Annotated in this window: 24 protein-coding genes; 6 read left to right on the top strand and 18 right to left on the bottom strand. The window is 61.0% G+C overall.

All coding sequences use genetic code 11. From position 1 onward, the window contains the following. Positions 1-33: 33 nt before the first annotated feature. From ftsA to rsmH, 14 genes are all read right to left on the bottom strand, one after another. On the bottom strand, positions 34-1,356 hold the full coding sequence (ftsA, locus tag GGQ85_RS08935) for a cell division protein FtsA (RefSeq protein WP_079446112.1): 1,323 nt from the start codon (positions 1,354-1,356) through the stop codon (positions 34-36). Further along, positions 1,353-2,357 carry a cell division protein FtsQ/DivIB gene (locus GGQ85_RS08930; protein ID WP_309774185.1) on the bottom strand — a complete coding sequence of 335 codons (1,005 nt, stop codon included), beginning with the start codon at positions 2,355-2,357 and terminating at the stop codon, positions 1,353-1,355. The genes ftsA and GGQ85_RS08930 overlap by 4 nt, the downstream gene beginning before the upstream one ends. A gap of 363 nt (positions 2,358-2,720) precedes the next feature. Next, positions 2,721-3,710 carry a D-alanine--D-alanine ligase family protein gene (locus GGQ85_RS08920; RefSeq protein WP_309774184.1) on the bottom strand — a complete coding sequence of 330 codons (990 nt, stop codon included), beginning with the start codon at positions 3,708-3,710 and terminating at the stop codon, positions 2,721-2,723. A 103-nt stretch (positions 3,711-3,813) separates the two neighbouring features. Continuing rightward, positions 3,814-4,734, bottom strand: coding sequence for a UDP-N-acetylmuramate dehydrogenase (gene murB / locus GGQ85_RS08915; protein WP_309774183.1), 921 nt, complete (start codon positions 4,732-4,734; stop codon positions 3,814-3,816). A gap of 89 nt (positions 4,735-4,823) precedes the next feature. Further along, the gene (murC, locus tag GGQ85_RS08910) at positions 4,824-6,227 is read right to left on the bottom strand and encodes a UDP-N-acetylmuramate--L-alanine ligase (RefSeq protein WP_079446108.1); all 1,404 of its coding nucleotides are present in this window, start codon (positions 6,225-6,227) and stop codon (positions 4,824-4,826) included. 153 nt (positions 6,228-6,380) lie between these two features. Continuing rightward, entirely contained in the window at positions 6,381-7,493 is a 1,113-nt protein-coding gene (murG, locus tag GGQ85_RS08905) for an undecaprenyldiphospho-muramoylpentapeptide beta-N-acetylglucosaminyltransferase (protein ID WP_079446107.1), read from the bottom strand. A 69-nt stretch (positions 7,494-7,562) separates the two neighbouring features. Then, positions 7,563-8,711, bottom strand: coding sequence for a putative lipid II flippase FtsW (gene ftsW / locus GGQ85_RS08900; RefSeq protein ID WP_309774181.1), 1,149 nt, complete (start codon positions 8,709-8,711; stop codon positions 7,563-7,565). 207 nt (positions 8,712-8,918) lie between these two features. After that, on the bottom strand, positions 8,919-10,319 hold the full coding sequence (gene murD / locus GGQ85_RS08895; RefSeq protein WP_309774180.1) for a UDP-N-acetylmuramoyl-L-alanine--D-glutamate ligase: 1,401 nt from the start codon (positions 10,317-10,319) through the stop codon (positions 8,919-8,921). A gap of 206 nt (positions 10,320-10,525) precedes the next feature. Then, positions 10,526-11,632 carry a phospho-N-acetylmuramoyl-pentapeptide-transferase gene (gene mraY / locus GGQ85_RS08890; RefSeq protein ID WP_079446103.1) on the bottom strand — a complete coding sequence of 369 codons (1,107 nt, stop codon included), beginning with the start codon at positions 11,630-11,632 and terminating at the stop codon, positions 10,526-10,528. An 11-nt stretch (positions 11,633-11,643) separates the two neighbouring features. Continuing rightward, positions 11,644-13,083 carry a UDP-N-acetylmuramoylalanyl-D-glutamyl-2,6-diaminopimelate--D-alanyl-D-alanine ligase gene (locus tag GGQ85_RS08885; RefSeq protein WP_309774179.1) on the bottom strand — a complete coding sequence of 480 codons (1,440 nt, stop codon included), beginning with the start codon at positions 13,081-13,083 and terminating at the stop codon, positions 11,644-11,646. Then, entirely contained in the window at positions 13,080-14,537 is a 1,458-nt protein-coding gene (locus GGQ85_RS08880; protein WP_309774178.1) for a UDP-N-acetylmuramoyl-L-alanyl-D-glutamate--2,6-diaminopimelate ligase, read from the bottom strand. The genes GGQ85_RS08885 and GGQ85_RS08880 overlap by 4 nt, the downstream gene beginning before the upstream one ends. Before the next feature lie 188 nt (positions 14,538-14,725). After that, positions 14,726-16,465, bottom strand: a complete 1,740-nt coding sequence (locus GGQ85_RS08875) for a peptidoglycan D,D-transpeptidase FtsI family protein (protein ID WP_079446101.1) — start codon at positions 16,463-16,465, stop codon at positions 14,726-14,728. Further along, positions 16,462-16,842, bottom strand: coding sequence for a cell division protein FtsL (gene ftsL / locus GGQ85_RS08870; RefSeq protein ID WP_079446100.1), 381 nt, complete (start codon positions 16,840-16,842; stop codon positions 16,462-16,464). The genes GGQ85_RS08875 and ftsL overlap by 4 nt, the downstream gene beginning before the upstream one ends. A 3-nt stretch (positions 16,843-16,845) precedes the next feature. Then, positions 16,846-17,844 carry a 16S rRNA (cytosine(1402)-N(4))-methyltransferase RsmH gene (rsmH, locus tag GGQ85_RS08865; RefSeq protein ID WP_309774177.1) on the bottom strand — a complete coding sequence of 333 codons (999 nt, stop codon included), beginning with the start codon at positions 17,842-17,844 and terminating at the stop codon, positions 16,846-16,848. Between the two features lie 518 nt (positions 17,845-18,362). Between rsmH and GGQ85_RS08860 the strand changes: the two genes are divergently transcribed. Continuing rightward, positions 18,363-19,220, top strand: a complete 858-nt coding sequence (locus GGQ85_RS08860; RefSeq protein WP_079446099.1) for an N-acetylmuramoyl-L-alanine amidase — start codon at positions 18,363-18,365, stop codon at positions 19,218-19,220. Positions 19,221-19,572: 352 nt separating this feature from the next. Here GGQ85_RS08860 and GGQ85_RS08855 read toward each other — a convergent pair whose 3' ends face one another. Then, positions 19,573-20,274 (bottom strand): hypothetical protein, encoded by a 702-nt coding sequence (locus GGQ85_RS08855; RefSeq protein WP_309774176.1) that lies wholly within the window; start codon positions 20,272-20,274, stop codon positions 19,573-19,575. A gap of 336 nt (positions 20,275-20,610) precedes the next feature. On the opposite strand from GGQ85_RS08855, the gene GGQ85_RS08850 reads away from it, so the two are divergent. Then, positions 20,611-20,853 (top strand): CsbD family protein, encoded by a 243-nt coding sequence (locus GGQ85_RS08850; protein WP_079446179.1) that lies wholly within the window; start codon positions 20,611-20,613, stop codon positions 20,851-20,853. Between the two features lie 297 nt (positions 20,854-21,150). On the opposite strand, the gene GGQ85_RS08845 is transcribed toward GGQ85_RS08850, so the two are convergent. Then, on the bottom strand, positions 21,151-21,351 hold the full coding sequence (locus GGQ85_RS08845; RefSeq protein ID WP_079446097.1) for a hypothetical protein: 201 nt from the start codon (positions 21,349-21,351) through the stop codon (positions 21,151-21,153). 340 nt (positions 21,352-21,691) lie between these two features. Between GGQ85_RS08845 and GGQ85_RS08840 the strand changes: the two genes are divergently transcribed. The 3 genes from GGQ85_RS08840 to GGQ85_RS08830 all read left to right on the top strand — a co-directional run bounded on the left by GGQ85_RS08840 (position 21,692) and on the right by GGQ85_RS08830 (position 25,069). Next, complete coding sequence (locus tag GGQ85_RS08840) at positions 21,692-22,081, top strand: hypothetical protein (protein WP_309774175.1); 390 nt, start codon at positions 21,692-21,694, stop codon at positions 22,079-22,081. A 389-nt stretch (positions 22,082-22,470) separates the two neighbouring features. Then, positions 22,471-22,692, top strand: coding sequence for a hypothetical protein (locus tag GGQ85_RS08835; RefSeq protein ID WP_374708866.1), 222 nt, complete (start codon positions 22,471-22,473; stop codon positions 22,690-22,692). Between the two features lie 454 nt (positions 22,693-23,146). Then, on the top strand, positions 23,147-25,069 hold the full coding sequence (locus GGQ85_RS08830; protein ID WP_309774174.1) for an ABC transporter ATP-binding protein/permease: 1,923 nt from the start codon (positions 23,147-23,149) through the stop codon (positions 25,067-25,069). 139 nt (positions 25,070-25,208) lie between these two features. Here GGQ85_RS08830 and GGQ85_RS08825 read toward each other — a convergent pair whose 3' ends face one another. After that, on the bottom strand, positions 25,209-25,334 hold the full coding sequence (locus GGQ85_RS08825; protein WP_274533947.1) for a hypothetical protein: 126 nt from the start codon (positions 25,332-25,334) through the stop codon (positions 25,209-25,211). A 185-nt stretch (positions 25,335-25,519) separates the two neighbouring features. Here GGQ85_RS08825 and GGQ85_RS08820 point away from each other — a divergent pair, with 185 nt between their 5' ends. Beyond that, complete coding sequence (locus GGQ85_RS08820) at positions 25,520-25,672, top strand: aa3-type cytochrome c oxidase subunit IV (protein ID WP_079446094.1); 153 nt, start codon at positions 25,520-25,522, stop codon at positions 25,670-25,672. A 332-nt stretch (positions 25,673-26,004) separates the two neighbouring features. Here GGQ85_RS08820 and GGQ85_RS08815 read toward each other — a convergent pair whose 3' ends face one another. After that, positions 26,005-26,208, bottom strand: a complete 204-nt coding sequence (locus tag GGQ85_RS08815) for a hypothetical protein (RefSeq protein ID WP_158081506.1) — start codon at positions 26,206-26,208, stop codon at positions 26,005-26,007. Positions 26,209-26,593 lie beyond the last annotated feature (385 nt).

Raw genomic sequence — 26,593 nt, 5'->3', positions numbered from 1 at the left:
TTGATGGAAATCTGCAAATTGGCGGAAAATTCATCAGAAGCCCTCCCGGAGCCATCGTCCGACCTTTCCGAAATAGCCGTCTGTCCCTGTCCGGACCTGCCGCGTGCGCCGCGGTTCAACATGTTCCAGATGCGCGTATTGCGGATACACCAGCAGCCCGGTCGGAACGGCGAACGAAGCGCCTTTGGCCTCATTGGGCAGGCGGCCGAAGCCGAGCGGACGGCCGATGCGAACCGGGCGACCGAGGACGCGTCGGGCGAGTTCGGGAATGCCAGTAAGCTGAGACGCACCGCCGCTCAACACAACCCGCGCACGCGGCTCGGCGGCAAATGGGGAATCCGCGAGCCGGTCCCTGACCATCTCAAAAATCTCCTCAACACGCTGACGAACGATGTTGGCGATGGTCGCACGCGACACGACCTGCGGCGCATCACTGTCACTGTCTCCGGCTGCCGGAACCGTCATCAGTTCGCGGACATCCGAGCCGCCCGTTAGCACCGTGCCATATAACGTCTTGATTCGCTCGGCATCCGCAATGCACGCACCCAATCCGCGCGCGAGATCCATCGTGACGTGATGTCCGCCGATGGCAAAACCGCTGGCATGAATAAAGCGCCCAGCCGAATAGATCGCGATAGTGGTGGTTCCCGCGCCCATCTCCACGACCGCGGCGCCGAGATCGACCTCGTCGTCGGTCAATACCGACAAGCCGGCAACATAAGGGCTGGCAGCCATGGCTTCGACGGTAAGATGGCAGCGCTCCACCGCCAGCATCAGGTTTTTCGCGACGGTCGCCTCCGAGGTCACGACGTTCATATCGACGCCAAATCGGCGTGCCACCATGCCGCGAGGATCGCGGATACCCTTTACGCCGTCGAGCGAATAGCCGACCGGCAGCGCATGAAGCACGGTGCGTCCCGGGGCCGTGGCGTGATGCATTCCGGTCGAAGTCACCCGGCTGACATCGGACGGCGTAACCGCGCCACCCTGAATGTGGGAGGCCGCTTCAATCAACTGTCCTTGCAGCCGTCCGGCCGAGACCGACAGCAACACGGATTCGACCCGGACCTTTGCCATTTGCTCGGCCAGTGAAACGGCTTGGCGAACCGCCTGCTCGCATTGGGCGAGATCGGTCACCGCGCCGGCCTTCATGCCGCGCGACTGAATCTGGCTGTAGCCGATCAGCTCCACTGCGTGGGTTCGTCCGCGCAACGCATCGTTCGGTGCGCTCGGCCGCAGCCTTGCGATCATGCAGGCGATCTTGCTGGTGCCGATGTCCAGCGACGCCACCAGCGCGCTGCGATTACGCTGCATCGGCCGGGTTTTCGGGGCCTGGTCGCGATCGAGGACCGTCATGCGCTGCCGGCCTTTTTGCTGGACTTCTTGGTCTGTTCTTCGCGCGCCTTCGCGGCCTCTTCCGAAAGCCGCACGGTCAGGCGATCGGGCAGCCGCAGGTCGATTGCGGTGATGTCGCGCGACAGCAACTTGTTTTCTCTGTCATATTTTACGAGCGAAGCGAGCGCGAGACCGACGTCATTCTCCGGAAGCCGGATGTCGAGTCCGTCCTTGAGACGCAGATTCCAGCGCCGCTCGCCGACGAAGATCGCGGCCTTGAGTTGGCTATTCACAACCGGATAGTTCGCAACCAGCGCAAGAAAATCCTTGGCGCGGGTTTCCGCCCCCTTGCCGACCACGAGCGGCAACGACGCGAAGCGCTGCGCGACGTATGGCGTGAGCACCATTCCGTCGGCGGCGATCACCGCGAGCTTGCCGTTCTCCTGCCAAAGCGCAAAGGGAAGACGCTCGGTGATGTCGATCTGAAGCGCGCCCGGATAAAGCTTTAATACGGTCGCATCCGCGATCCACGGATTGGCCTTTAGGCTGTCACGCACGCTGGCGGCATCGAGGAACAGGAGGGATGAACGGCCGTTGACGCCGCCTGCGGCCAACACCTCATCCTGCGTCAATTGCGTGCGGCCATTGACGGTAACGGATGTGATCCCGAAGCCCGCGGCGTTGGCGAGTGCATTGCGCGTGTCGTCCAAGGCCGCGATCGCTTCATCGACATGGCCGCCCGCGACCACGCCGAATGCAGCGCTGCCACCGACGACGACAACGGTCATGACCGCGCCAAGCCGGCGCGGAACGTGGCGCTCGATAAAGGCAATCGCGCGGTTGGGATTCCTGGCACGCGCATCCAGACGTTCCGCCCGTGTGCGCTTCAGCTTGTCGATCTGTTCGCGCAGCAAGATGGCGGCACCGCTGGCGGCCAACCCGAGCAGGCCGACCTCCTTCAACAGGCCAGACTTGAACCTCGGCAATCTCAACGACCGATCGAGGTGTCCTCCACCATTCATTGCGCGAGCTCGTCACCGTTTCGCCCCGCCCCGCCTGAACCGCGGTGCTGAACGCAGAAACATGAATTTTGGAGCGCGCCCAACGTTTTAGCGATACCGGGCGGGGCGCCGACCTCCGGCAGGTCCGCTATTCCCTCGATGCGGTCGGAAGCGGAAAATTCCGCGACAGCTCGCGCCCCGGCAGCCAAACGCCACATGCGCCACCAGTGTTAACCTTGGGACGTCCTGGTAAACAAAAGGTAAATGCGGTGCGGACAGGCCGCATTTTGGCGCGATAAAAGAATGCCTTGCGGCTTTTCGGGATCAGCCCGTCGGATTGCCGTGCACCCTTCGCGGTTCCCTCAGCGCGCTGCGCCAGGCTCCTCAAATCGGACGTACTGTCTTTTCGGCAAGCACGATTTGATCACGGAGGAAATCCGCAAACCCGACCCCGTGTGCATGAAGCGCCTTCGGATAAAGCGACGCCGCGGTCATGCCCGGCAGGGTATTGGTCTCAAGATAGACCGGCCCCTTGCCTGTCACGATGAAGTCGGTGCGGGAATAGCCGCGACAGGACAACGCCAGATGCGCCCGCAGCGAATGATCCATAATCTGCGTGGCTATCTCCGGCGAAAAACGCCCCGGACAGATCTCTTGCGTCGTCTTCGCCAGATATTTCGCGGCATAGTCGAACGCGCCCTCGGCCGGCACGATCTCGACCGGTGGAAGCGCGACGACCGAACCGTCGGAATGCTCCAGCACGCCGCAAGTCGCCTCAATGCCGGACACGAACGGTTCGATCACATAGTCTTCTGTCTTCGCTGCGTCGCGAACGGTGACGAGGTCCTGCGGCGCATTGATGAAGATCAGGCCATAGCTCGATCCGTCACATGCGGGTTTAGCAACCAGCCGGCCGTGTTCGACGAACGCACGGTCGATGTTCTCAAGCAAGACATGCGCCGGCGTATTAACACCGGCCAGGGCCACGAACCGCTTGGCCGCAACCTTGTCGAACGCAAGATGAGAGGCGGCCGAGCCTGACCCCGTAAACGGAATGCGGCGGAGTTCGCACATCGCCTGCAGTTCGCCATTTTCGGCGCGACCTCCGTGAAGGCCGAGCACCAGAAGGCGGCCCTCGGCCTTCGCCCTATCCAGCGCCCGTTCAAGCGGCGTGCCGGCGCCGGCAGGGACGAACTCGTCCTCGAACGGCCGCGCATGATTTCTCAGCGCGTCGGGTCGCACGTCGATGACTTCGTCGCGATGGTTCCAGAACCAAAGATCGGCCTCCGGCAAAGCGTGATGCAGCGCCTGCGCGCTCGCGACCGAAACGAGACGCTCTTTGTTGCTGCCGCCGAACAAAATGGTGATGCGCATCGACCTTCTCGAGAGTCTGATCAACTGCGTTGAATCAGCCGCTCGCCTTATCTTTATGATCGAGCATGATCTTATCCGAAAGCCAGGCTTCCTTTGTCGGGGGTCATGCTCCAACCCCGATCCGCTTGATTTCCCACTGCAGTTCGATACCGGAATGCTGTTTTACCCGTTCGCGGACGGATTCGCCCAAGGTTTCGATGTCGCGCGCCGTGGCCTCTCCAGTGTTGATAAGAAAATTGCAGTGCATGTCCGATACCTGCGCGCCGCCGACGCGATGGCCACGCATCCCGGCGGCATCGATCAATTTCCAGGCACTCTGGCCCGGCGGATTCTTGAACGTCGAACCACCGGTCTTTTCGCGGATCGGCTGCACCGTCTCGCGGTGAGCCTGCACGTCGTTCATGCGCGCGCGGATCGTTTCCGGCTCGGCGATACGGCCACGAAATATCGCGCCGGTGAAGATAACGGAGGGATCGACTCCGCTGTTGCGATATTCGAATGCCATGCCGGAATTGTCGAAGGTCACCTTTTCGCCACGACGGCTGACCGCGCGGGCCTCGACGAGAACATCTTTGGTCTCGCTGCCGTTGGCGCCCGCGTTCATCCGCAGCGCGCCGCCGATGGTGCCGGGAATGCCGAAATAGAATTCAAGCCCGCTAATGTTCGCCGCAGCCGCAGCTTCCGCGACGCGCTTGTCGAGCGCGGCCGCGCCGGCGCGCACGATGTCGCCATCGGTCGTAACGTCGCCGAATCCGCGCGGAGAGAGGCGGATCACCACGCCCGGCAGGCCGCGGTCGCGCACCACAATATTGGAGCCGACGCCGATGCAGTAGACCGGGATCTCTTGCGGCAGATGGAGCAGGAAATAGGCAAGATCGTTTTCGTCCGCAGGCGTAAACAGCACCTGCGCCGGACCGCCGACGCGAAACCATGTCAGCGGCGCCAGCGACTCATTCGCCAGCAGCCGCCCGCGCAACTCCGGCATTTGCGATTTCAGCTTTGTCGTGATGTCGGGGAAGGTCATTGAAACCACCGCCCGACGCTATGACTCAAAAGACGTGGATGGCCGGGACAAGCCCGGCCATGACGAACATAAACTTCGCGCCTGTTGCATCATCCCAGCGCCTTGAGTTCACCGGGTAGCGCATAAGCCCATTGCGTGATGTTGCCGGCGCCGAGGCACACGACATAGTCATCCTGCTTCGCGAGGCCTGCAATAACACCCGCGAGCGCCGCGGACTCCTGCAGCGGTACCACCTCGCGGTGGCCGTGGGCACGCAGGCCGAGCACGAAGTGATCGCGGTCGATGCCCGCGATCGGTGCCTCGCCCGCCGGATAGACGTCCGCGACGACAACCGTGTCGGCGTCGTTAAAGCAGGTGCAGAATTCCTCAAACAGCGCTTGTAACCGCGTATAGCGATGCGGCTGCACCACGGCGATGACCCTGCCGCCGGTAGACTCGCGCGCCGCCTTCAGCACCGCTGCGATCTCGACCGGATGATGACCGTAGTCGTCGATGATGGTGACGCCGTTCCACTCGCCGGTCTTGGTAAAGCGACGCTTGACGCCGCCGAACCCTGCGATGGCGCTGCGGATTGTCGCGTCGGGAATGCCGAGTTCGTGCGCCACCGCGATTGCCGCTGTGGCGTTGAGCGCGTTGTGACGGCCCGGCATCGGCAGCACCAGATCGGAAATCTCGTGGGCGGCATCGGTCTTGCGATTGCGGAACACCACCTTGAAATGCGAGCCGCCGCCGTTCGGTGCGAGATCGATCAGCCGCGCGTCTGCCTGCGGATTTTCGCCGTAGGTAATGATGCGGCGGTCCTCGATTTTGCCGACCATGCTCTGCACGACCGGATGATCGATGCACATCACCGCAAAGCCGTAGAACGGCACGTTCTCCACGAACGAGCGGAATGCATCCTGGACGGCATCGAAGGTCTTGAAGTGATCAAGATGCTCGGGATCGACGTTGGTGACGACAGCAACGTCGGTCGGCAGTTTCAAAAAGGTACCGTCGCTCTCGTCGGCCTCCACCACCATCCACTCGCCGGCCCCCAGCCGCGCGTTGGTGCCGTAGGCGTTGATGATGCCGCCGTTGATGACTGTGGGATCGAAATCGCCTGCGTCGAGCAGCGCCGCAACCATTGATGTCGTCGTCGTCTTGCCGTGAGTGCCGGCGATGGCGACGCAGCTTTTCAGCCGCATGAGTTCCGCGAGCATCTCGGCGCGGCGCACGACTGGAATGCGCTGCGCGCGCGCCGCCATCAGCTCGGGATTGTCGCGCTTGATCGCGGTCGAAACGACCAGCACGTCAGCGCCGTTTACGTTCTCGGCCTTATGGCCGACCGTGACCTTGACGCCTTTCTCACGGAGACGCACCACATTAGCGCCTTCGGAAGCGTCCGAACCCTGCACCGTGTAGCCAAGGTTGCACAGTACCTCGGCGATGCCACTCATGCCGATGCCGCCGATGCCGATGAAGTGGATAGGGCCGATTTCGCGCGGCAATCTCATGGGTCGTCTTCTCGCAAAAGTCCTGATGCCCGCTTACCCGGCGCTCGCCGGCACATGGCTTTATCACGGGTATCCACGTCTTGCTTTCGAACCGATTCATGCAAAACGCGGGTGGACGGAACAAGTCCGGGCATGATGGTAAATGTCAAGCCGTCACGCCGGCGAATCAAGTCGCGCCACCTTCATCACCAGATCCGCCAGCCGTTCGGCTGCGTCGAGGCGGCCTACCTTGCGCGCCGCCGCCGCCATGGCCGCGAGTCGCGACGGTTCCTCCGCGAGCGCGGACAATTCCGCCGCGAGCCGGTCTGGAGTGAAGTCGGACTGCACGATGCGAATCGCGCCCCCGGCATCAGCGAGCACACCGGCATTGGCGAACTGGTCCTGATCGATCGCGCCGGGCAGCGGTACAAGAATGGAGGGGCGCCCAATCGCACCGAGTTCAGCCACCGTACCCGCCCCCGAGCGTGATACGACGATATGACTCGACGCCAGCCGCGCCGGGAGGTCGGCAAAGAACGGCGCAAGCTCCGCTTCGATCTTCAGCCGGTCATAGACCAGGCGCACCCGCGCCACATCTTCGTCGCGCACCTGCTGGGTCAATATCAATCGCTGCCGTAGCGCCGGTTCGAGTCTCTCAATTGTATCCGGCACGATGTCGCTCATGACGCGCGCACCCTGGCTACCGCCAACCACAAGAACGCGCAAAGGATCGTTCGAGCCTGGTGCGGCGAACGGCACCATGGCGGCAGCGAGAATCGCAGGCCGCATCGGCGTTCCGGTCGTCGTGGTCTTGCCGATCAGCGACGGCTCCTTGTCGAGCACGCCCGGCAACGAGGTGGCGATGGCGCTGACGCGCTTGGACAGAAAGCTGTTAGCGCGGCCCATGACCGCGTTGGAATCATGGATCAGCGTCGGAATGCCCTTGAGTTGCGCCGCGATCAGCGGCGGCAAGGTCGGATAGCCGCCAAATCCGATAACGGCGGCCGGTTTCAGGCGACGCATCAGGTTGAGCGCGACGACAGTCCCGATCGCGAGCATCAGGCCGGTGCGCGCCAGCGCCAGCGGCGAGCGGCCGCGCACCGTCTCGCTCGGGACCACGTCGGTCATGTCTTTCGAGAACAGCCCACTATAACGCAGCGCACGCGCATCCGTCACCAGCCGCACGCGCAAGCCGCGCTTCATCAGCTCGACGCCTAGCGCCTCGGCGGGAAACAGGTGTCCCCCGGTTCCGCCAGCGGCGAGCAGGATGAGAGGCGTGGTGGTCATGAGATTTGCGTTCCGAACGTCATTGCGAGCGTAGCGAAGCAATGACGAAGTTGCTTCAGCAGGACCAGGTCACGCATAACTCGCGGCGGCAGTGGCGTTTATTGATTCCATTTCCGTGCGCGGCCGTTCGCGTGTCAGCGCCAGCATCAAGCCGACGCCGTAGGCGAGCGAGATCATCGACGAGCCGCCATAGGAAATGAACGGCAGCGTCATGCCTTTGGCCGGAATCAGATGCAGGTTGACCGCCATATTGATGGCGGCCTGCACGCCGAACATGATCGCGAGCCCGGACGCGGCAAAACGCGAGAACAGATCCTCCGATGCATAAGCGCGCGACAGTGTGCGCATGACGATGAAGGTGAACAGCGCCAGCAGTCCGAGGCACATGATGATGCCGAATTCCTCGGCGCCGACCGCGAACACGAAATCGGTGTGACTGTCCGGAAGACTCCGCTTGGCGATACCCTCGCCGGGGCCGAGCCCGAACCATCCACCGTGGGCGAAAGCGTCCATCGCTGTGTCGACCTGGAAGGTATCGCCGGAGGCCGGATCCATGAAGCGCCGGATGCGGAGCGCGACGTGCGGCACCATCATGTAGGCGGCGAACAAGCCGGCGATCGCCGCGCCTGCGAGACCGAATACCCAGACGATGCGCATGCCTGCGATGAAGAACAGCGCGCCCCATACCATCAGGATCAGCATGGTCTGGCCGAAGTCCGGCTCCATCACCAGCAGTGTGACGAGTCCCAGCAGCAGTGTCAGCGCCATCGAAGTCGCCGGCATCTCGGGCTTGCGCGCGGATTCCGAAAACAGCCAGGCCGCCAGCACGACGAAAGCGGGCTTCGCGGATTCCGAAGCCTGGATGTTGACACCGAGGATCGTGATCCAGCGTTTCGCGCCCTTGACCTCCGGACCGAATCCGAGCGTGGCGACGATCAACACCACGCTAAGCGCGAACACGATCAGCGCCGAGCGGCGGATCTGACGCGGAGACAGAAACGACACGCCGACCATCACGACGATCGACGGCAGCAGAAACAGCACATGACGATGAAAGAAGTGAAATGGATCAAGGCCGATCCGGGTCGCCACCGACGGGCTCGCCGCCAGCGACAGCACCACACCGGTGAGCATCAGAAGCACCATACCCGCCAGCAGCAACCGATCCACGGTCCACCACCATTCCGAGAGCGGTGTGCGTTGTTCGCGTGAAATCATGGCGGGTCCTGCGGGCGGAGATAACCCATTGGTCCCTCATCGTGGTTACCGGAGAGTTAAGGCTGTTGCTATATCTTCGTCATCGCTCGCCAAAAGCGCAAAGCACGTCTTCGCGCAAAGGGGCAACCCATCCTCTTTGCAAATTCACGAAGTTCGATGGATGTCCGGATCAGGTCCCGGCAAGAGGCCATATTTGCGGTGGACGAGCTACACGACGGGTGTGACGCCCGGTAACGCCCGAACCAGCTCGCGGAAACGATCACCACGAATTTCGAAATTGCGGAACTGATCGAATGAAGCACAGGCCGGCGACAACAGCACCACGGCGTCCGCAAGGCCGGAGGCTTCGGCATCACGCGCCGCAGCAGGTACTGCGGCCTCCAGCGTCGTGCTGATCTCGTAAGCCGCCTTGCCTTCCAGCGTCGCGGCGAACTCCTGTGCCGCTTCTCCGATCAGATAGGCTTTCCGGATGCGCGGAAAGAACGCGTCGAGCGAGGCGATGCCGCCGCTCTTCGGTTTGCCCCCGGCGATCCAGAAGATATTGGTGAAGGACGACAACGCCTTCTCGGTGGCGTCGGCGTTGGTGCCCTTGGAGTCGTTGACGAACAGCACGTGAGCCTTGTACCCCACCTGCTCCATGCGATGCGCGAGACCGGGGAAACTGCGTAAATCCTGCTGCAGAATCTCCCGGCTAACCCCGAGCGCCAGCGCCGCCGCCGAAGCGCACGCTGCATTCTGCGCGTTGTGTCTCCCGCGCAGCGACCCGATTCCACCAATGTCAGCAATTTCGCTGCGCGCACCACCAGACGCGAGAACGATCCTATCTTGTTCGACGCTGATACCGTACGCCAGCGGCCGCTTCACCGACACCCGCACGACGTTGCGGCCGGCCTGCTCCTGACGGTCGGCGACTGCTCCACACCAGCGATCGTCAACACCGACGACCGCTGTGCCCTGCGGCTGCACACCGGCGATGAGTCGCTCCTTCACCTCCGCATAGTGTTCGATGCTGCCGTGACGATCGAGATGATCGGGACTGACATTGAGCAGAATGCCGACGGTCGGATCGAGCGAGGGGGCGAGGTCGATCTGGTACGACGACATCTCGATCACATGAACGCGTCCTCTGCGCGGAGGCTCCAGCGACAGGATTGCGGTGCCGATGTTGCCGCCCATCTGCACATCGTGCCCGGCCTCGCGCATCAGATGCGCGACCAGCGCTGTGGTGGTGGATTTGCCGTTGGTGCCGGTGATGGCGACGAAGGGCGCGTCGGGGGCATGACGCTTCCGCTCGCGGCAGAACAGTTCGATGTCGCCGATCACCTCGACACCCGCCTGTCGCGCCGCAAGCACGCTCCAGTGCGGCGCCGGATGGGTCAACGGCACGCCGGGCGCAAGTACCAGCGCGGCGAAATTCGTCCACAATACGTTTCGCAGATCCGCGGTGATGAAACCAGCCTGCGCCGCCTTCGCAAGATTGTCGACGTTGTCGTCGCTCGCAATCACTTCAGCGCCGCCGGCCTTTAGCGCGTGGCAGCTTGCAAGACCCGAGCCGCCGAGGCCAAACACCGCGACCGTCTTGCCGGCAAAGGAAGTGACGGGGATCATGTGGATAAACCGGCGAGGTTGTGGCCGTCATGGCCGGGCTTGTCCCGGCCATCCACGTCTTTGATGATTGGACCAAGCAGCACGGACCGAAGCATCAAGCACCGGCCTCGCGCCTGGAAGATTCGAAAAATCATAATAAACAATCCGAACTGGAACGATTCGCTTAAGACGTGGATGGCCGGGACAAGCCCGGCCATGACGACGAGTCACCGCAGCTTCAGCGTCGAAAGGCCGGCAAGCGCCAGCATCACCGAGATGATCCAGAACCGGATCACGATCTGCGGCTCAGTCCAGCCGAGCTGTTCGAAGTGGTGGTGGATCGGCGCCATTTTGAAAATGCGCTTGCCGGTGAGCTTGAACGACGTGACCTGCACGATCACCGACACCGCTTCCAGCACGAACAGTCCGCCAATCACGGCCAGTACGATTTCATGCTTCACCGCCACTGCGATCGAGCCGAGCATGCCGCCCAGCGCCAGCGAACCGGTATCACCCATGAAGATTGAAGCCGGCGGGGCGTTGAACCAAAGGAAGCCGAGGCCGGCCCCGAGCACCGCCCCGCACAGCACTGCCAGTTCGCCCGCCCCCGCGATGTAGTTGATCTGAAGATAGTCGGCGAAGACCGCATTGCCGGCGAGATAGGCGATCATGGCGAAACTCGCCGCCGCGATCATGACCGGCACGATGGCGAGACCGTCGAGGCCGTCGGTGAGATTCACCGCGTTGCCGGCTCCGACGATGATGAAGGCACCAAAGGCGAGAAAGAACCAGCCGAGGTCCAGCGCCACGTCCTTGAAGAACGGGATCACCAGCGCCGTCGAGAACGGCTCGCGGCCGAGCCGCGTCAGCGCATAGCACGCGGCCAGCGCGATCAACAGTTCGAGCAGCAGGCGGGTGCGCCCGGAGAATCCGGCGTGGGTCTGCTTCGTCACCTTCAGGTAGTCGTCATAGAAGCCGATGAAGCCGAAACCGAGCGTCACCGCGAGCACGATCCAGACATACGGATTGAGGGGATTGGCCCACAGCACGGTCGACACGACAAGTCCCGACAGGATCATCAGGCCGCCCATGGTCGGCGTGCCCTTCTTGCTGACGAGGTGCGACTGCGGCCCGTCGGTGCGGATCGGTTGTCCCTTACCCTGACGCAGGCGAAGATTGTCGATGATCCAGGGGCCGAACAGAAACACGAACAACGCGCCTGTCACCATCGCGCCGCCGGTGCGGAAGGTGATGTAGCGGAAGACGTTCAGCAGCGGCTTGAAAATGCCGAGCCCCGGAACCGTGTTAGAAAGATCGATCAGCCAGTAAAACATTTTATGAAACCCTAAACCGCGACTCCGTCGTGCGCGGCGTTGTCGGGAAACCGCTTTTCAAGCGCCGTTATAATCAATTTCATTCGCGATCCGAGCGAGCCCTTGACCATGATGACGTCGCCGGCGCGGATCGCCGCCGCCACCTGCGATTCGAGCGCGGCCGAGTCCTCTGCATAACCGCCCCGCTTGCCGGAGGAAAGCGCGTCCCACAGGTTGCGCATCAGAGGGCCGCAGCAAAAAATCATGTCGACCGCATTGGCATTGATCGCCTCGGTCAGGCCACGATGCAGGTCCGCACTTTTGGGACCGAGCTCCAGCATATCGCCCAGCACGGCGATGCGGCGACCCTGCGTCCCGACCCTGGTCCCGCCAAGCACGCCCAGCGCCGCAGCCATCGAAGCAGGATTGGCGTTATAGCTTTCGTCAATCAGGGTCGCCTCCCCGCCCAGCACGGTCAGCGCATGGCGCACGCCGCGCCCCGCGGCCGGCTGCGCTTGCGACAGCGCAAGCCCCGCAAGCGCAAGATCGGCGCCCGCCAGTGACGTCGCCGCCAGCACCGCCAGCGAATTCATCGCCATGTGACGGCCGGGCATGCCGAGCTTATAGGTCAGCTCATGGCCGAGAATTTTGGCGTGCACGGCGGAGCACGCCGGATGCAGCGCCACGTCGAGCAGGCGCGCGTCGGCCTTCTCGTCCGAGCCGAACGAGACGATCTTCGCGATGCCGAGTTTCTTTGCACGTCTTTGCAGCCGCGCGAACTGAGCGTTGTCCCGATTGAGCACGACGGCTCCGCGCGGCTCGACGCCTTCGAAAATTTCCGCCTTGGCGTCGGCGATCCCCTCTATGCCGGAGAAGAACTCGAGATGCACCGGCTCGACCGTGGTGATGACCGCAACATGCGGCCGCACCATCTTCACCAGCGGCTCGATCTCGCCAGCGTGATTCATTCCGATCTCGAAGATGGCGAAACGCACATCCGCCGGGCAGCGCGCCAGCGTCAGCGGTACGCCCCAGTGATTGTTGAACGAAGCCACCGAGGCGTGTGTCTTGCCCTGCGCGCCAAGGACGCTCCGCAACGCCTCCTTGGTCGAAGTCTTGCCGACAGATCCCGTCACCGCGATCACCTGCGCTGAAAGTCGCGCGCGCGATGCCCGCGCCAGATTGCACAAGGCGGCAAGCACGTCCTCGACGATCAGCAGGGGCGCATCGGCGGCGAATTTATCGCGCTGCGCGTCCTCAACCACCGCCAGCGCCGCACCCGCCTTCAAGGCGGCATCGACAAAAGCGTGACCGTCGTGCACGTCGCCCTTGATCGCGAAATAGGCCTCGCCCGGCGCGATAGTTCGGCTGTCGATGGAGATTCCGGTAATCACCGCCGGCAAAGCCCCGCGTCTCTCGGCCCGCATCGCCGTAACCATCGCGTCCAAAGTCCACAATGCGCGCACGCTCATATCTGCCTCGATGTCAGTGCCGCGATAGCCGCCTCGTGGTCGCTGAACGGCAGCACGCGATCACCCACGATCTGCCCGGTCTCGTGCCCCTTGCCGGCAATCAGCAAGGCGTCGCCCGGCTGCAGCCCCGCAATCGCAGCACGGATCGCTTCGGCTCTATCGCCGATCTCGCGGGCACCCGTGGCGGTGGCGAGGATCGCGGCGCGGATCGCGGCGGGATTTTCGCTGCGCGGATTATCGTCGGTCACGATAACCACATCCGCGTTATCGGCGGCGATTGCGCCCATCAGCGGACGCTTGCCTGCATCGCGATCACCGCCCGCTCCGAACACCACCACGAGCTTGCGCTTGGCATAGGGCCGCAACGCCTGCAACGCCTTCGCCAGCGCATCCGGTTTGTGGGCGTAATCAACAAAGACCGGAGCGCCATTGCGCTCACCGACTAGTTCAAGCCGTCCCCTGGCGCCTTCGAGATGCTCGAGCGCCGCAAATACTCCATCCACGTCGCCACCGCTTCCGATGACGAGACCGGCCGACACCAGCGCATTCTCGATCTGGAACTCTCCGACCAAAGGCAGACGTATGATACGCTCGCGTCCGGCGTGTTCGAGAGTCACCCGTTGCGCAAAGCCCTCGATAGTGGCCGCGACCAGACGAATGCCGATGCGCGCGCCGTCGCCGCGGCGGCCGACACGCATCACCGGCACGTTTCGCGCGCTTGCCGCTTCAATCACGATAACCGAACAGTCATGATCCGCGGAAATCACCGCGACCCCGTCCGGCTCGACCAGCTCGCGGAACAGCCGCAGCTTTGTATCGAGATAGTGCGCGACGGTCGGATGATAATCCATGTGATCACGCGACAGGTTGGTGAAACCTGCAGCACGCACCCGCACGCCATCGAGTCGATATTGATCAAGACCATGCGAGGACGCTTCCAGCGCAAGATGCGTCACGCCTTCGCTCACGAGCTGATCCAGCTCCCGATGCAACTCGATCGGATCGGGCGTCGTCACAGAGCCGTAGACCGTGCGCGACGGTGCGACCACTCCGATGGTGCCGATGCTCGCCGACGAATAGCCGAGCCGCTGCCAGATCTGCCGCGTGAATGCCGCGACCGAGGTTTTGCCGCTGGTCCCGGTAACGGCGGCAATGGTCGTGGGCTGCTGCTTGTAAAATTTAGCGGCGGCCAGCGCCAGCGCGCGCCGCGGATTTGGCGTTGCGATGAACGGGACGCGCCCGGACGCGGGCGCGTGGTCGCCGACCACCGCAACGGCGCCCGACGCGATCGCGACATCGATGAACCGCGCGCCATCTGTCTTCGTACCGGCAAGCGCGAAGAAAAGGTCTCCGGGCTTCACCGCGCGGCTATCCACCGCGAGACCCGTGACGGCAAGCTCGCCAGTCGGCGCGTCCATGGTGGCGTCGTCACCGAAAAGCTCACGAAGTTTCATGGTCTCCCAACCCGGTGGTTCAACTCTAACATCCCATTTCAGCGAGTTTCCGGCAAACGTCAGAATCATCAAAGTACCACCGGCGAATATCAAGTTGCCGGTGTGCTTTTTAAGTCCGAAGTTTGCTGCGTGGCGCGCTGAATATGAGGCGAACCTCCAATTCGGGACGCCGGAAAGGCCCGGTCGTCCTATTGCGTCGCACGGGATGCCGCAAGAATGAGGCGCTCGGACGGCGGCAAATCGAACCGCGGTTGCACGCCCAGGATCGGAGCGATGCGCGCGATGACCTTGCCCCCGGTCGGAACTGCGTTCCATCCCGAGGTGATGAAGCCATGGGTTTCTTTGAGCGGCTGCGGCTCGTCCAGCATCACAAGAAGCTGGTATTGAGGATTGTCCGCGGGCAGGATCGCGGTGAAGGCATTGAGCACGCGCTTCTTGGCGTAGCGACCGTTGATCACCTTCTCGGCGGTGCCGGTCTTGCCGCCGACATAGTAGCCCTTGACGTCGGCCTTCCTTGCGGTTCCGATCTCGGCGTTCAGTCGCAGCAAGAAGCGCATCTTGTCGCTGGTTTCCTGCTTGATGACGCGCTTGGCGACCGCCCTTGCTTCCTCTTCGGTGCGCTTGAGGAATGTCGGCGGAATCAACCAGCCGCCATTGACCAGCGCATCGATCCCCATCACCGCCTGCAACGGAGCCACCGCCATGCCGTGCCCGAAAGCGATGGTGACGGTGTTCAACTCGCCCCACTTGCGCGGCAGAATCGGTGACGCGCTTTCCGGCAACTCGGTACGCAGGCGATCCATCTGGCCCATCTTGCGCAGGAACGCCTTGTGCGCCTCGACGCCTTGCGCCAGTGCGATCCGCGCCGCGCCGATGTTGGATGAGTAGGTGAACACTTCCTTCATATTGATGAAGCGGCCGAGCCGATGGTCATCATGAATCGCGAAGCGGCCGAAATGCAACGGCGCACGCGCGTCCCACATCGAATTCAGATCGTACTTGCCGGAATCGAGCGCCATCGCCAGCGTGAACGCCTTGAAGGTCGATCCCATTTCGTACACGCCCGTTGTCAGACGGTTGATACGATCGGGATCATGCGCCTCTTTCGGATTGTTGGGATCGAAGTCCGGCAAAGAGACCATCGCGACGATCTCACCGGTCCGCACGTTGGAGACGATCCCTGAGGCGGCCTTGGCTTGATAGTGCTCCTTGGCATTCATAAGCTCGTCGCGCAGCGCGTGCTCGACACGCAGGTCGATCGACAATTCCACCGGCTGCTGCAGGCGGTCGGTGGCGAAGCCGGCGCGGTGCAGGTCCGCGAGCCCGTTGCTGTCGAGCCACTTCTCCATCCCGGCAATGCCCTGGTTATCGATGTTGACGAGCCCGATCAGGTGCGCAACCTCCCGCCCGCTTGGATAGACGCGTTTGTTCTCGCGCAGGAAGCCTATCCCAGGAATTCCGAGACCATGAATGTCCTTTTGCTGGGCAGGGGTGATTTCGCGTTTCAACCAGACAAAACCCTTACGGGTGCCAAGACGCTGTCGAACCTCGGCGGTCTCCAGATCTGGCAGCGTCGCCGTCAGCAACTCGACCGCCTCGTCCCTGTCGATGATGCGTCGCGGTTCGCCAAACAAGCTCGGCGCCTTGATATCGGTGGCAAGAGCCTGGCCGTTACGATCGATGATATCGGGTCGCGCTGTGGCGATCGCGTCCTGCGAGGCGGCACGATGCCCTCCCCGGTCGTCCGGAAATGTTGCAAACATGACGAGACGCGTTGCGATTACCGCATAGATCAGCCCGAATAAGATGATGACGAAGCCGACGCGCACCCGCGCCTTGGCGGCGCGATCGACGTTCTGCCCATAGAGCAGGTTACGGATCACGCGCTGACTCCAAGACGCCGACGGAAGCCTGTTTTGACCACTCACTGCGGAGCCTCCTGCAACGGCAGAGAACCGGTGACGGCGTCGGGATCGATGATCTCGATCATGGCACCGATCGGATCGGACGTGCCGGGCGGCACCAGGCTCGGCGGTCGCTCCGGCAGGTTCTTCAGAGAATCGAACTGTCTGGTTTCAATCGGCTTCAATTTCAGATGTCGTTCGGCCAAAATTTGCAGACGCCGTGGCGCATCGAGCTTTGCCCATTCCGCGCGCAGGACCGCGATGGCCTCGCGCTGCTCGCGCACCTGAGCCTGAAGCCGCGACACACGCTCAGTACGGGCGGTCGAATCCATCTTGATGCGATAGACATACGATGCCGCATAGATAAGCGCGCAGACGACGAGGAAATGGATGATCCGCACCTATCAGCCTCCCCGCATCACGTTTGCAAGCGATGGCCAGGCCGGACGCTCGGCGCCGTCATCGATTGCCGCCGCATCGGTGCGTTCGGCAGCGCGCAGCCTGGCCGAGCGAGCGCGCGGATTGGCGTGCATTTCTTCTTCACCCGGCGTCAGCGGACGTTTCGTTAGAATGGCAAAGCTGAGTGACGCCCGTTCGATTTCCGGCCGATGGCGCGAACCGCCACCCGTCTTGCCGCGCCTGACCAGGAAGTTCTTGACGATACGGTCCTCAAGGGAATGAAAGGACACCACAGCAAGCCGGCCACCCGGCTTTAGTACGCGTTCCGCCGCGGCTAGCGCCGCGATCAGTTCGTCGAGCTCCTCGTTGACGAAAATCCGCAGAGCCTGGAACGTCCGCGTCGCGGGATGAATCTCATGAGGCTTTGCGCGAACCACCTTCGACACGATATCGGCCAGCGCCCGTGTGGTCGCGATTGGCGCGAGCCGCCGGGCCGTGACGATGGCGCGGGCGACGGCGCGCGAGCGACGTTCCTCGCCGAAGATGTAGATGATATTGGCGAGATCGGTCTCGGACGCGCGCGCCACCACGTCGGCGGCAGTTGGCCCTTGCCCACTCATGCGCATGTCGAGCGGACCGTCGAGACGAAAGGAGAAGCCCCGATTGGCCTCGTCGAGCTGCATCGAGGATACGCCGACGTCCATGACGATGCCGTCGACAGCGGCTGTGCCCTGCGCCGCGCAGACCGCGGCGAGATTGGAGAAGCGGTCCTCGACCAGCGTCAGCCTGCCGCCAGACTCCTCCACCAGACCGAAGCCGCCAGCAATGGCGGTACGATCGCGATCGATTCCGATCACGCGGGTATCCGCAGCTGCTAGAATGGCGCGTGAATAGCCTCCGGCGCCGAACGTTGCATCAATGTAGATGCCGCCGGCGCGCGGCGCCAGCATGGCAACAGCCTCGCGGCCGAGCACAGGCACATGACGGATGGGCGGCGCCGTCATGATCGGGCCTCCGTCCGCAAATGTCTCGTTCTCGCCGCGTGTGTGCCCATCCGACTCCGACCGTCCGGAATTCCGCCTTTTCCGGTCCTGGAGCCAGCTCACCACCGTAAAACCGCTCGGACCGGCCCCCAATCGCTTCTCCACAAGGAGATGAGCTGACAAACCCGGGCTTCCGCATGGAATTTGAAGGGTTGCCATGGGGATTTCGAACGCAAATGGGACCTCGGCCGTCCCGATGCCGGTTCGGCTCTTCACCACTTAGTAACGGCGTTTAGCGTTAAGAAAGCGTTGATAGCCTACACGGCAATCGAGCTATCCCTTCCCTGTGGCCCTGGGTGGTGCAGCACCCACACAGCTAACGGAAAAGCCAAAGCCGTTAACAGGAAAAAGCGAAAAGGAGTCACGCATTCGATTGCATGCCGCATGACGCCTCCGGATAATGATCCTAGTGATTCGCTGACAAGTCGGGCACGCGCTCCCGTTTTCCGCGATTTCTAATGCCTGTTTTGGATCGTTGCATGTTTGCGTCCGTCAGTCTTGACTTAAAACGCCGACGCCCTCTTCCGATCCCCAAGGCCATCGTTGGAATGCCGACCTTCGTCCCTGACTCATCCCTCGTCTCCGACACGGTGCCATCCTTAAACTTTGGCGACCGCGCCAAAGGGCGGCCGCCGGATATGATCGTGCTGCACTATACCGGGATGCCCGACGTTGAAGGCGCGCTGGCGCGGCTATGCACGTCTGGAACCGAGGTGTCCGCACACTACGTCGTGCTCGAGGACGGTCGCGTTGTGCAATGCGTTCAGGAAGCGAAGCGGGCCTGGCACGCCGGTGTCTCCTCATGGGCGGGCGAAGAGGACATCAACTCCTGCTCGATCGGTATCGAGATCGTCAACCGCGGCCACGACTGGGGCTATCCGGCTTTCCCGCTACGACAAATCGCCGCTGTCATTGCGCTATGTCGCGGCATCATTCATCGAAGGGATATCCTGGCTCATCGCATTGTCGGCCATTCGGACGTCGCACCTGCGCGCAAGAAGGATCCTGGCGAAAAATTTCCATGGCATTCGCTGGCCGATTCGGGCGTCGGACATTGGGTCCGGCCGGCGCCAATCGTGGCCGGCGACGTACTGAAGACCGGCAGCGAAGGTGAGAACGTCCGCGCGCTACAGCAATCGCTGGCGCGGTACGGTTACGGCATCAAGGCGAGCGGCAAATTCGATAACCCGACCATGGAAGTGGTCACAGCTTTTCAGCGCCACTTCCGGCCTGAAAAGGTCGACGGTGTCGCCGACCAATCAACGTTGACCACGCTGCGAGCGCTGCTTGAAAGCCTGCCCGTCCCAACCGTCGCGGCATCCCGGGACATCAGCTAAAAGCCGGAGCCACCGGTGGCGCGCAGATTTCAAACCGCGCGCTTGAGAGCGTATTCGAATCCCGCCCGACAAGGCTGTTGAACGTTGTCATCGATTCCAGCGTTGCGGGTTCCACCTATCAACGTTTCGTGGGGCGTGCATCATAGCGATGGAAAAGCCAGCGGAAGAGTCGTACCATTTCTCTCAATGGCACACGCCGGGTGACAACCGGCCGCGACGGGGATGATGGACGTAGCCTATTTTGCCGGTTTCAGGCTGCGGCACCAACGCATTGGCACGCGTTTTGTCTAACCCGTTCCCGGCGTGTGCAGCCTCCCTTTTGACCCTCCCGCTGGATCGCGGGGGCATTGCGTCAGGCGGGCAGATCCGCGACGAATTCGGGCACCTCAAGACCAGAGTCGGCAAAGAAGGACATAACCGCCCTCTTCGACCAATACTGCTCGATGAGCAATCTGGCGAAACGTTCCTTTTCTCGCGAGAACCTTGCCATGAGTGTATCGATGCTGTCCGGTTTCTTGCCAAACAGGTCGTCATTCCACGGCTCCTCGTTGAAAAAATCCTGCTCGAGGACCATTCGTTCCGATCCGTCCTGGCCTTCCGCCTCACCGCGCCGGGCGAGCACGGCTTCCGATACTTCTGTGATCAGGGAAAACAGTCGCGCCTGTTCCACGAGCATATCCTGAGTCGGAAAAACATTGTCCACCAGCAGGCCGGGAACGAAATCTCGCGCCAGGGAAGTCGCTAGTTGCATCCAGGCGTCCTCCGGCGCGCGCGCTGTAATTTTGTAGAAGTCGAACAGTTCCGTCCACCGGCCGCGCAATTCCTCGACCTGACAGGCGTACCAACGCGACCAGACGGAGAGCTGGCCGAGCCGCCCATGAGCTTTTTGAGCAGCGTCAATCCGCGCCAGCAATGCCAGGTCAACCCGCATAGGATCCCTCAACCGTTCCGGAAAATCAGGCGCACTGTATTCTTCAACGTCGTGCGTGAATTCGGTCGAGTCAGGATCCGGGAAAGACGTTCTGTATGTTCCGCTTCCAGCTTTCTGTCCCATGCGAACGCCTCCTAAATATGCAGCCTGATTGACCACAGACGACATCCTGGCGCTTTCAACGCGCAGAACGTGAAACCGCGAATTCAACCAGACAGCTACAGATTGCCGTTCGAGTCGGTCCCGGACAAGTCAACAGCAGCGGGGGTATCGGGAATTTGCGCCGGCGCATTGCCATCAAGGCATTGGCGGCACAGCCTATTCTACTCTGTTCTTGGATTCCTTGGATAAACCGGCATGCCGCGGTCCATGTGCGACCATTCGTCCTTCGCAGCGGCGGAACGAAGTTCGAGTTTTTTAGTTTTCCCCTTTCGCGGCAATCGCGCGAAGGAGGGAACTATGGACTGGGACCGGATTGAACAAAACTGGGATCAGGTCAAGTACAAGGTCAGAGATCAGTGGGGTAAATTCACTTTCGACGACCTCTGGGAAATCTCCGGCCATCGCGAGCAACTCGAAAAGAAACTGAAGGAGCGCTACGGGTACCAAGACGACTTCGCGAAAAAGCAAGTCGATAACTGGTATGCGAAGGCGCAGTCCTGGCCTGACACGAAAGAACCGCCGCGCTGGCAGGGATATTAGAATCCCTTTCCGGCGAAGTGGATAAGACTTTTCCCGGCTAACTAAGTGGAAATCCGGTTTAGCCGGGAGAATGCTCGAATTAGTAGCTAGCGCGTGTTCCGAGCGCAAACCGGACAATCCACTGTGTTCGGATACGTGCTGGTCGTTGTTTCGCGTCTTCGATTCCTTTGGAGTGCATTGCGCATTTTGTCCGATTTCCAACGTTCGGTCTGAAGCGGACTGCACGGCGTCAACCGCCTCTGAAGATATTTTGCATCTCGTCACGCATCACAGCTCCGGCGACGCGTCTGATGGCCTTTACTTCGGCCGCTGCATTTTTGGCGAGTTCGCCCATGCATCGATTCTTGCTGCCGTTTTGGCACTCTCGATTTTCTTGATTATCTTTTCTCGCTCTATGCCGTCTGGGGCTTCGTCGGCTCTTTGTCGCGATTCCGCAAGGAAATCAAAGAGACGGTCCTGAAAAGGCTTGGTCTGTTTGTAACGGCGCCGATGAGTCATGGCTCTCTCTCCTTTCGCTTTTCCAGGAGACTGGGCTATGTCTGCGTGCCATGAACGCTGGGGCCGCGTGCATTGGCGCCTGTCAATGTGCGGCGGGCCTTATGGTTCCAAACGCTCAAGGGACTACGGGACAAGCCGCGCTTGTGACGACGAACAATGACTCCGCTCACCGCTGTTTACTGGCCCCAGCCTTATGGTAGGCTGCCGCGCGGTAGAAATTGCGGGCCACTCCTCGAGTTGATCGTGCAAATCACGCACGCCGGATTTGAGGATCCCTGTTCGCAGGTCAGCCAGCGCGAAAACTTGTTATTCTCTACGAGACAAGAGCACTCAAGAAACAATGAACCTCATGCTGACCGGCGTATTTGGCCTTATCGGATTTGTTCTGAGCTATGGATTTTTTGTTCCAGAGCTCTCTGCATTTCGGCTCTTAGCACCTGTTGGAGTTATGGTGGGATATCAGGCTGGCCAACTTGTTGGCCGGCTCGTCAGGCCACGACCCAAAAGGTTTCTCATTCTAAGCGTCGGCGTATTGTTTTATTTTTACTTTGCGTTTGCCTACGTCCAGTTGGGAAGGGCCGACCAATCGGATATCGTGAACTTGAGCGTGCTATTCAGCTTGTCTTTCTTCTGGCTGGGATTTTTCTTGCCTTTCACACGCGCCCCGAACGAAGTGAAGATCCTGTTGTCTAAGGCGGTCGAAGCATTCGGAAGGCGCTCTCGAGATTAGAAGATCAGACAACGCCGACCGGACGGATCTTTAATTCAAAGACTTACTCGCAAGACACGTTCGTGCGATTGAATCACGACCCGCGCTTTAGCACGCGAGCGCCAGCCCATTAGGGACTGGCCACTCGCGCGACGCTCTTAATTACTTAAGGCAGGATCTGATTTGTGCGGATTTTGATGTTTTCGTCCCCGCCATTTTCAATGGTGGCGCATCTACGAGAAGACTATCTTTGGAGCTGGAATGGCGTTGCGGTATACGCGGATGCGGGGCCGCGTTCGGGTGTAGACGAAGCAGCGACCGACCAGTTCGGGTGGAACCTGCTCTTCGCTCGCGAGTTGTGGGATGGCGCCGGGCAAACGGCCGAGAAAGAGGACCCCACAATGCGAAGGATGCTTTTGATTGTCTCGCTCATGCTTACAAGCACATATTGTTTTGCTCAGGGCGCGCAACATATGGGCACGCCGCAGGAGCAAAAAGCATGCTCCCGAGACGCCTCACGCTTTTGCCGACAGTTGCTAGGCGATGACATGGCCGTTCAACAGTGCCTTCAGCAGCATCGGGCGAAACTTAGCCAGAAATGCCAGAAAGTCTTTCAAAGCCACGGCATGTAAACTTCGCATGCGTGTCGCCGACTGTTGGTCAGGCTAACCAATCGAAATCCGAGAGACCCAGACGAGATGGGAGCGATGAGATCGCCGTTCCGGTTGAGTCAATGCAGGTGGACGGAACGTGTTTCATCAAAAAAAGCCCACCGGGCAGGCGAGCTAAAGAGATGGTATCTGGAGAATGCTGATGGGGGGTTAGCGTTCCGGGTACCACCATATCCCGCTCTAGCGGTGTTTTCTATTTCTGACCAGACGCTAACCTCCCTCGATCAAGGGAGGTTAGTTAATGATCGAAAAACTAAATCCTGAACAAGAGATCATAGCCGCGCACATGGGCTGCGACGACCGCAGCTTTTCAGGTGCGCTTCCTCTTGCGAGCAGCCCCATCTGAGCGTCATCCCGACCGGCGCGGTACGCCACAGAACATTGATGATACCCGTATAACCGAGGTCGTGAGCGAATGCCGAAGCCGCCGATCCTTGAAGTTGTCGCGGAGACCGGACAAGCAGTTGAACCTCCGCCTCCGGAAATCTTGGAACCAAACGCGGATCTCTCGCCGGAGGAGATTGAGCAGGCACGCAGGGACTATCTGCTCACGCGATTCTGGATCAGCGCCAAAGGATTTTGGGGTGTCAACGGCGGCAAGCTGGCATGGGTGTTGTCTCTCGGCCTGATCGCCTTGATTATTACAAACGTCGCATTTCAATATGCCATCAACGTCTGGAATCGCGCGATCTTTGACGCCATCGAGAAGCGCGACTCCGCCACGGTTTATTATTTAACGGGGGTATTCTTCCCGCTCGCGATCGGCAGTGTGGCGCTCGGTGTTTTTCAGGTGTTCGCACGCATGGGCATCCAGCGCCGCTGGCGCGCGTGGCTGACCGATTCAGTGGTGTCGCGTTGGCTAACCAACGGCCGCTACTATCAACTCAATCTTGTCAGCGGCGATCACGAAAACCCGGAATATCGTATCGCCGAGGATCTGCGAGTCGCCACCGACGCGCCAGTGGATTTCGCCTCCGGCGTGATATCCGCCTTCCTCTCGGCTGCAACCTTTATTGTCGTGCTCTGGACCATCGGTGGCGCTCTGACCCTGACAGTCGGCGGGTCGACATTTACCGTGCCCGGCTTCCTGGTGGTGGCGGCGGTGATCTATGCCGGAGTAACCAGCAGTTCGATGGTTTACATCGGACGTCACTTCGTCGCGGTTTCGGAGAGTAAAAACCAGGCCGAAGCCGAATATCGCTACGCGTTGACGCGCGTTCGCGAGAACGGTGAAAGCATCGCCCTGTTGGGTGGCGAGGAGGAAGAGCGCAGCGGAATCGACAAAACGTTCGCCAGCGTCATCAAGCAATGGGCGCTCCTCTGCGGTCAGCACATGCGCACCACCATCGTCTCGCAGGGATCGAGCCTGATCGCTCCGGTCATCCCGCTGTTACTATGCGCGCCGAAATACCTCGATGGCAGCATGACGTTGGGACATGTGATGCAGGCCGCATCGGCCTTCACCATCGTGCAGAGCGCGTTCGGCTGGCTTGTCGACAATTATCCCCGTCTGGCTGACTGGAATGCCTGCGCGCGGCGGATTGCGTCGCTGATGATGTCGATCGACGGGCTGGACCGGGCCGAGCGTGGCGACGGCGTCGGCCGCATTCAGCGCGGCGAGACCGAGAACGACGCGATGCTCAGCCTTAACGACTTGTCCGTGACGCTAGACAACGGCACCGCCGTGGTGGGAGAAGCGGAAGTGATCATCGAGGCCGGCGAGCGCGTACTGGTGGCGGGCGAGTCCGGGACCGGCAAAAGCACGCTGGTGCGTGCTATCGCTGGTCTTTGGCCATGGGGTGGCGGCAGTGTCAGTTTCCATCCAGACCGACGGTTATTCATGCTCCCGCAAAAGCCGTACGTGCCGTTTGGCACGTTACGTCGCGCAGCCGCCTACCCCGCGGCTGCGGAAGACTGGACTCCCGAACAAATTGGCACTGCTCTGGACAAAGTAGGACTTGCTCACCTCAAGGAGCGACTTGAGGAAGAGGCGCCCTGGGACCAGACGCTGTCGGGGGGCGAAAAGCAACGGCTCGCCTTCGCCCGGCTGTTCTTGCATAATCCCGATATTGTCGTGCTGGACGAAGCAACATCCGCGCTCGATGCAAAGAGCCAGGACAAGATGATGGACCTCCTCAATAAGGAGCTCCCTAATGCCACCGTCGTCAGCGTGGCTCATCGCGTCGAACTCGAAGCCTTTCATACTCGAAAGATCGTTCTGGAGCGAGGTAAGGGTGGCGCGAAGCTAGTCAGCGATATTGACCTCATTCCGCGCAAGGGAAAACGTCGGCTGCTGGGTCGTTTCCTGCGCCAACGTCACCGCAAGGCATCCCGTTGAAGGATGCACTGCGAAGTTCTCCAGAGCCTGTCCAGGTTGACCATAGCGCCAAACAACGCGCCTGCGCACACCGCCATCGCAGCGAACTATTGTCTAGGCCGTCCCGGCTGAGGACAGCTGACTTCGACGAACACCTTCCTCACGCGACGAAAAGGCTGATCAAATGGATCATCAGCTTTGCCGCACAGACCGCGATGCCGAAATCCGTCACCATCAGCAAAAATTGTCTCTCTTGTTCATCCAATTCTGAGAAGATTCTGCGCATTGGAGATCCTCCTCCCCGCGCAAAACATTCTCTATCGCTGGTTTGTTCCAATCTCGCATACTGCGCCGTGCCACGCCGCCTTCCACCCCAACGCCTCACATGATCGTGACACACCGAAGGATCGACGACAGTGGAGATTGCGCTAATCTCTCAATGCAAGCTCAACGTGCCTTGGGAGACTTGAAATGTCAGACCATAGCGAGATTGTGTACTCAACGTCGGATGGAATGGACTATCCGGCTCATGAGCGGCAGTACAAGGCGTTCATTAAGGTAGGGGCGACCGCCACAGCGGCCGTAGCTACCATTGTCGTGTTGATGGCGATCTTCCTCACCTGATTGTGCGATCACCGTTCTAAAGGCCGGCATTTCTGCCGGCCTTCTTCTTGGCCGCCGCGGACCAGTCACGCACGAGAGAAGCGCCTCCCCCGCCTGATCCGTATTGGATTGTCAGGGACGCACAGCACGGCGGGCACTAGAATGGTTCGAATGATCGTCGAATTGCCTTGTGATGCCCGTTGATAGTTTTAGGGTGGGCTTCCGTGTTGGCGGTTTAATACCGATCCGGCGCGGCCCCGGCGCGCCGCTTCCCAGGACCGCGCGTCGGGGGACTTGATCTCAGGCGAGATTGTTGCGGATCAACTCGCCGGAGCTTCAACCGCCGAAGTGATTCATGGGACCGATGTTTTGTCCTCTCTCCTTCCATCAGGCTCAGGCATCGGAAACTTCGTGCGTGTACGGTTGATCAACACATCCATGCTCGACATGATCGACGGCGACGGTTTCACCCAGCGCAATTCATCGCGCAGCCTGTCCAGCGCGTCACGTGCCCCGGCGGCGTAAGCGCGGCCCTTTCTGGCGCGGTGTTTGCTCATTCCCCATCCTCAGGAGCACCCGCGAATTGCGGCGCGGCCTGCTGCCGTCAGTATGATTGAAGACAGAGTGCGCGGGAATTGGGTTGCGGCCCAACTACCTCGTTCTCGTCTTCGTCTGGCAGGGCTGCCCAATATGGCCAGATGAGATTGGCGGCACTTCAATCGATCGCGGCGACGCGAATCCGGCAGCTTGCTGCTGCGACCCCTTCACGGGGACAGATGGACCGACCTTTGCGGGATCCGCCGGAAACTTGCGACTGCACTGAGCTTTGATATGTCATGTCAATCACTCGTAAGCGGTGTTCTGTTTCCACCTTCCGGATGTTGTTGTGATCTGCGAGTCTGCGGTCTGGTTTGACCGTTAGGCTTAGAATGGGCACTGAAC

Source organism: Nitrobacter vulgaris (assembly GCF_031453995.1).
GTDB lineage: Bacteria > Pseudomonadota > Alphaproteobacteria > Rhizobiales > Xanthobacteraceae > Nitrobacter > Nitrobacter vulgaris.
This window is presented reverse-complemented; position numbering and strand designations above follow the sequence as displayed.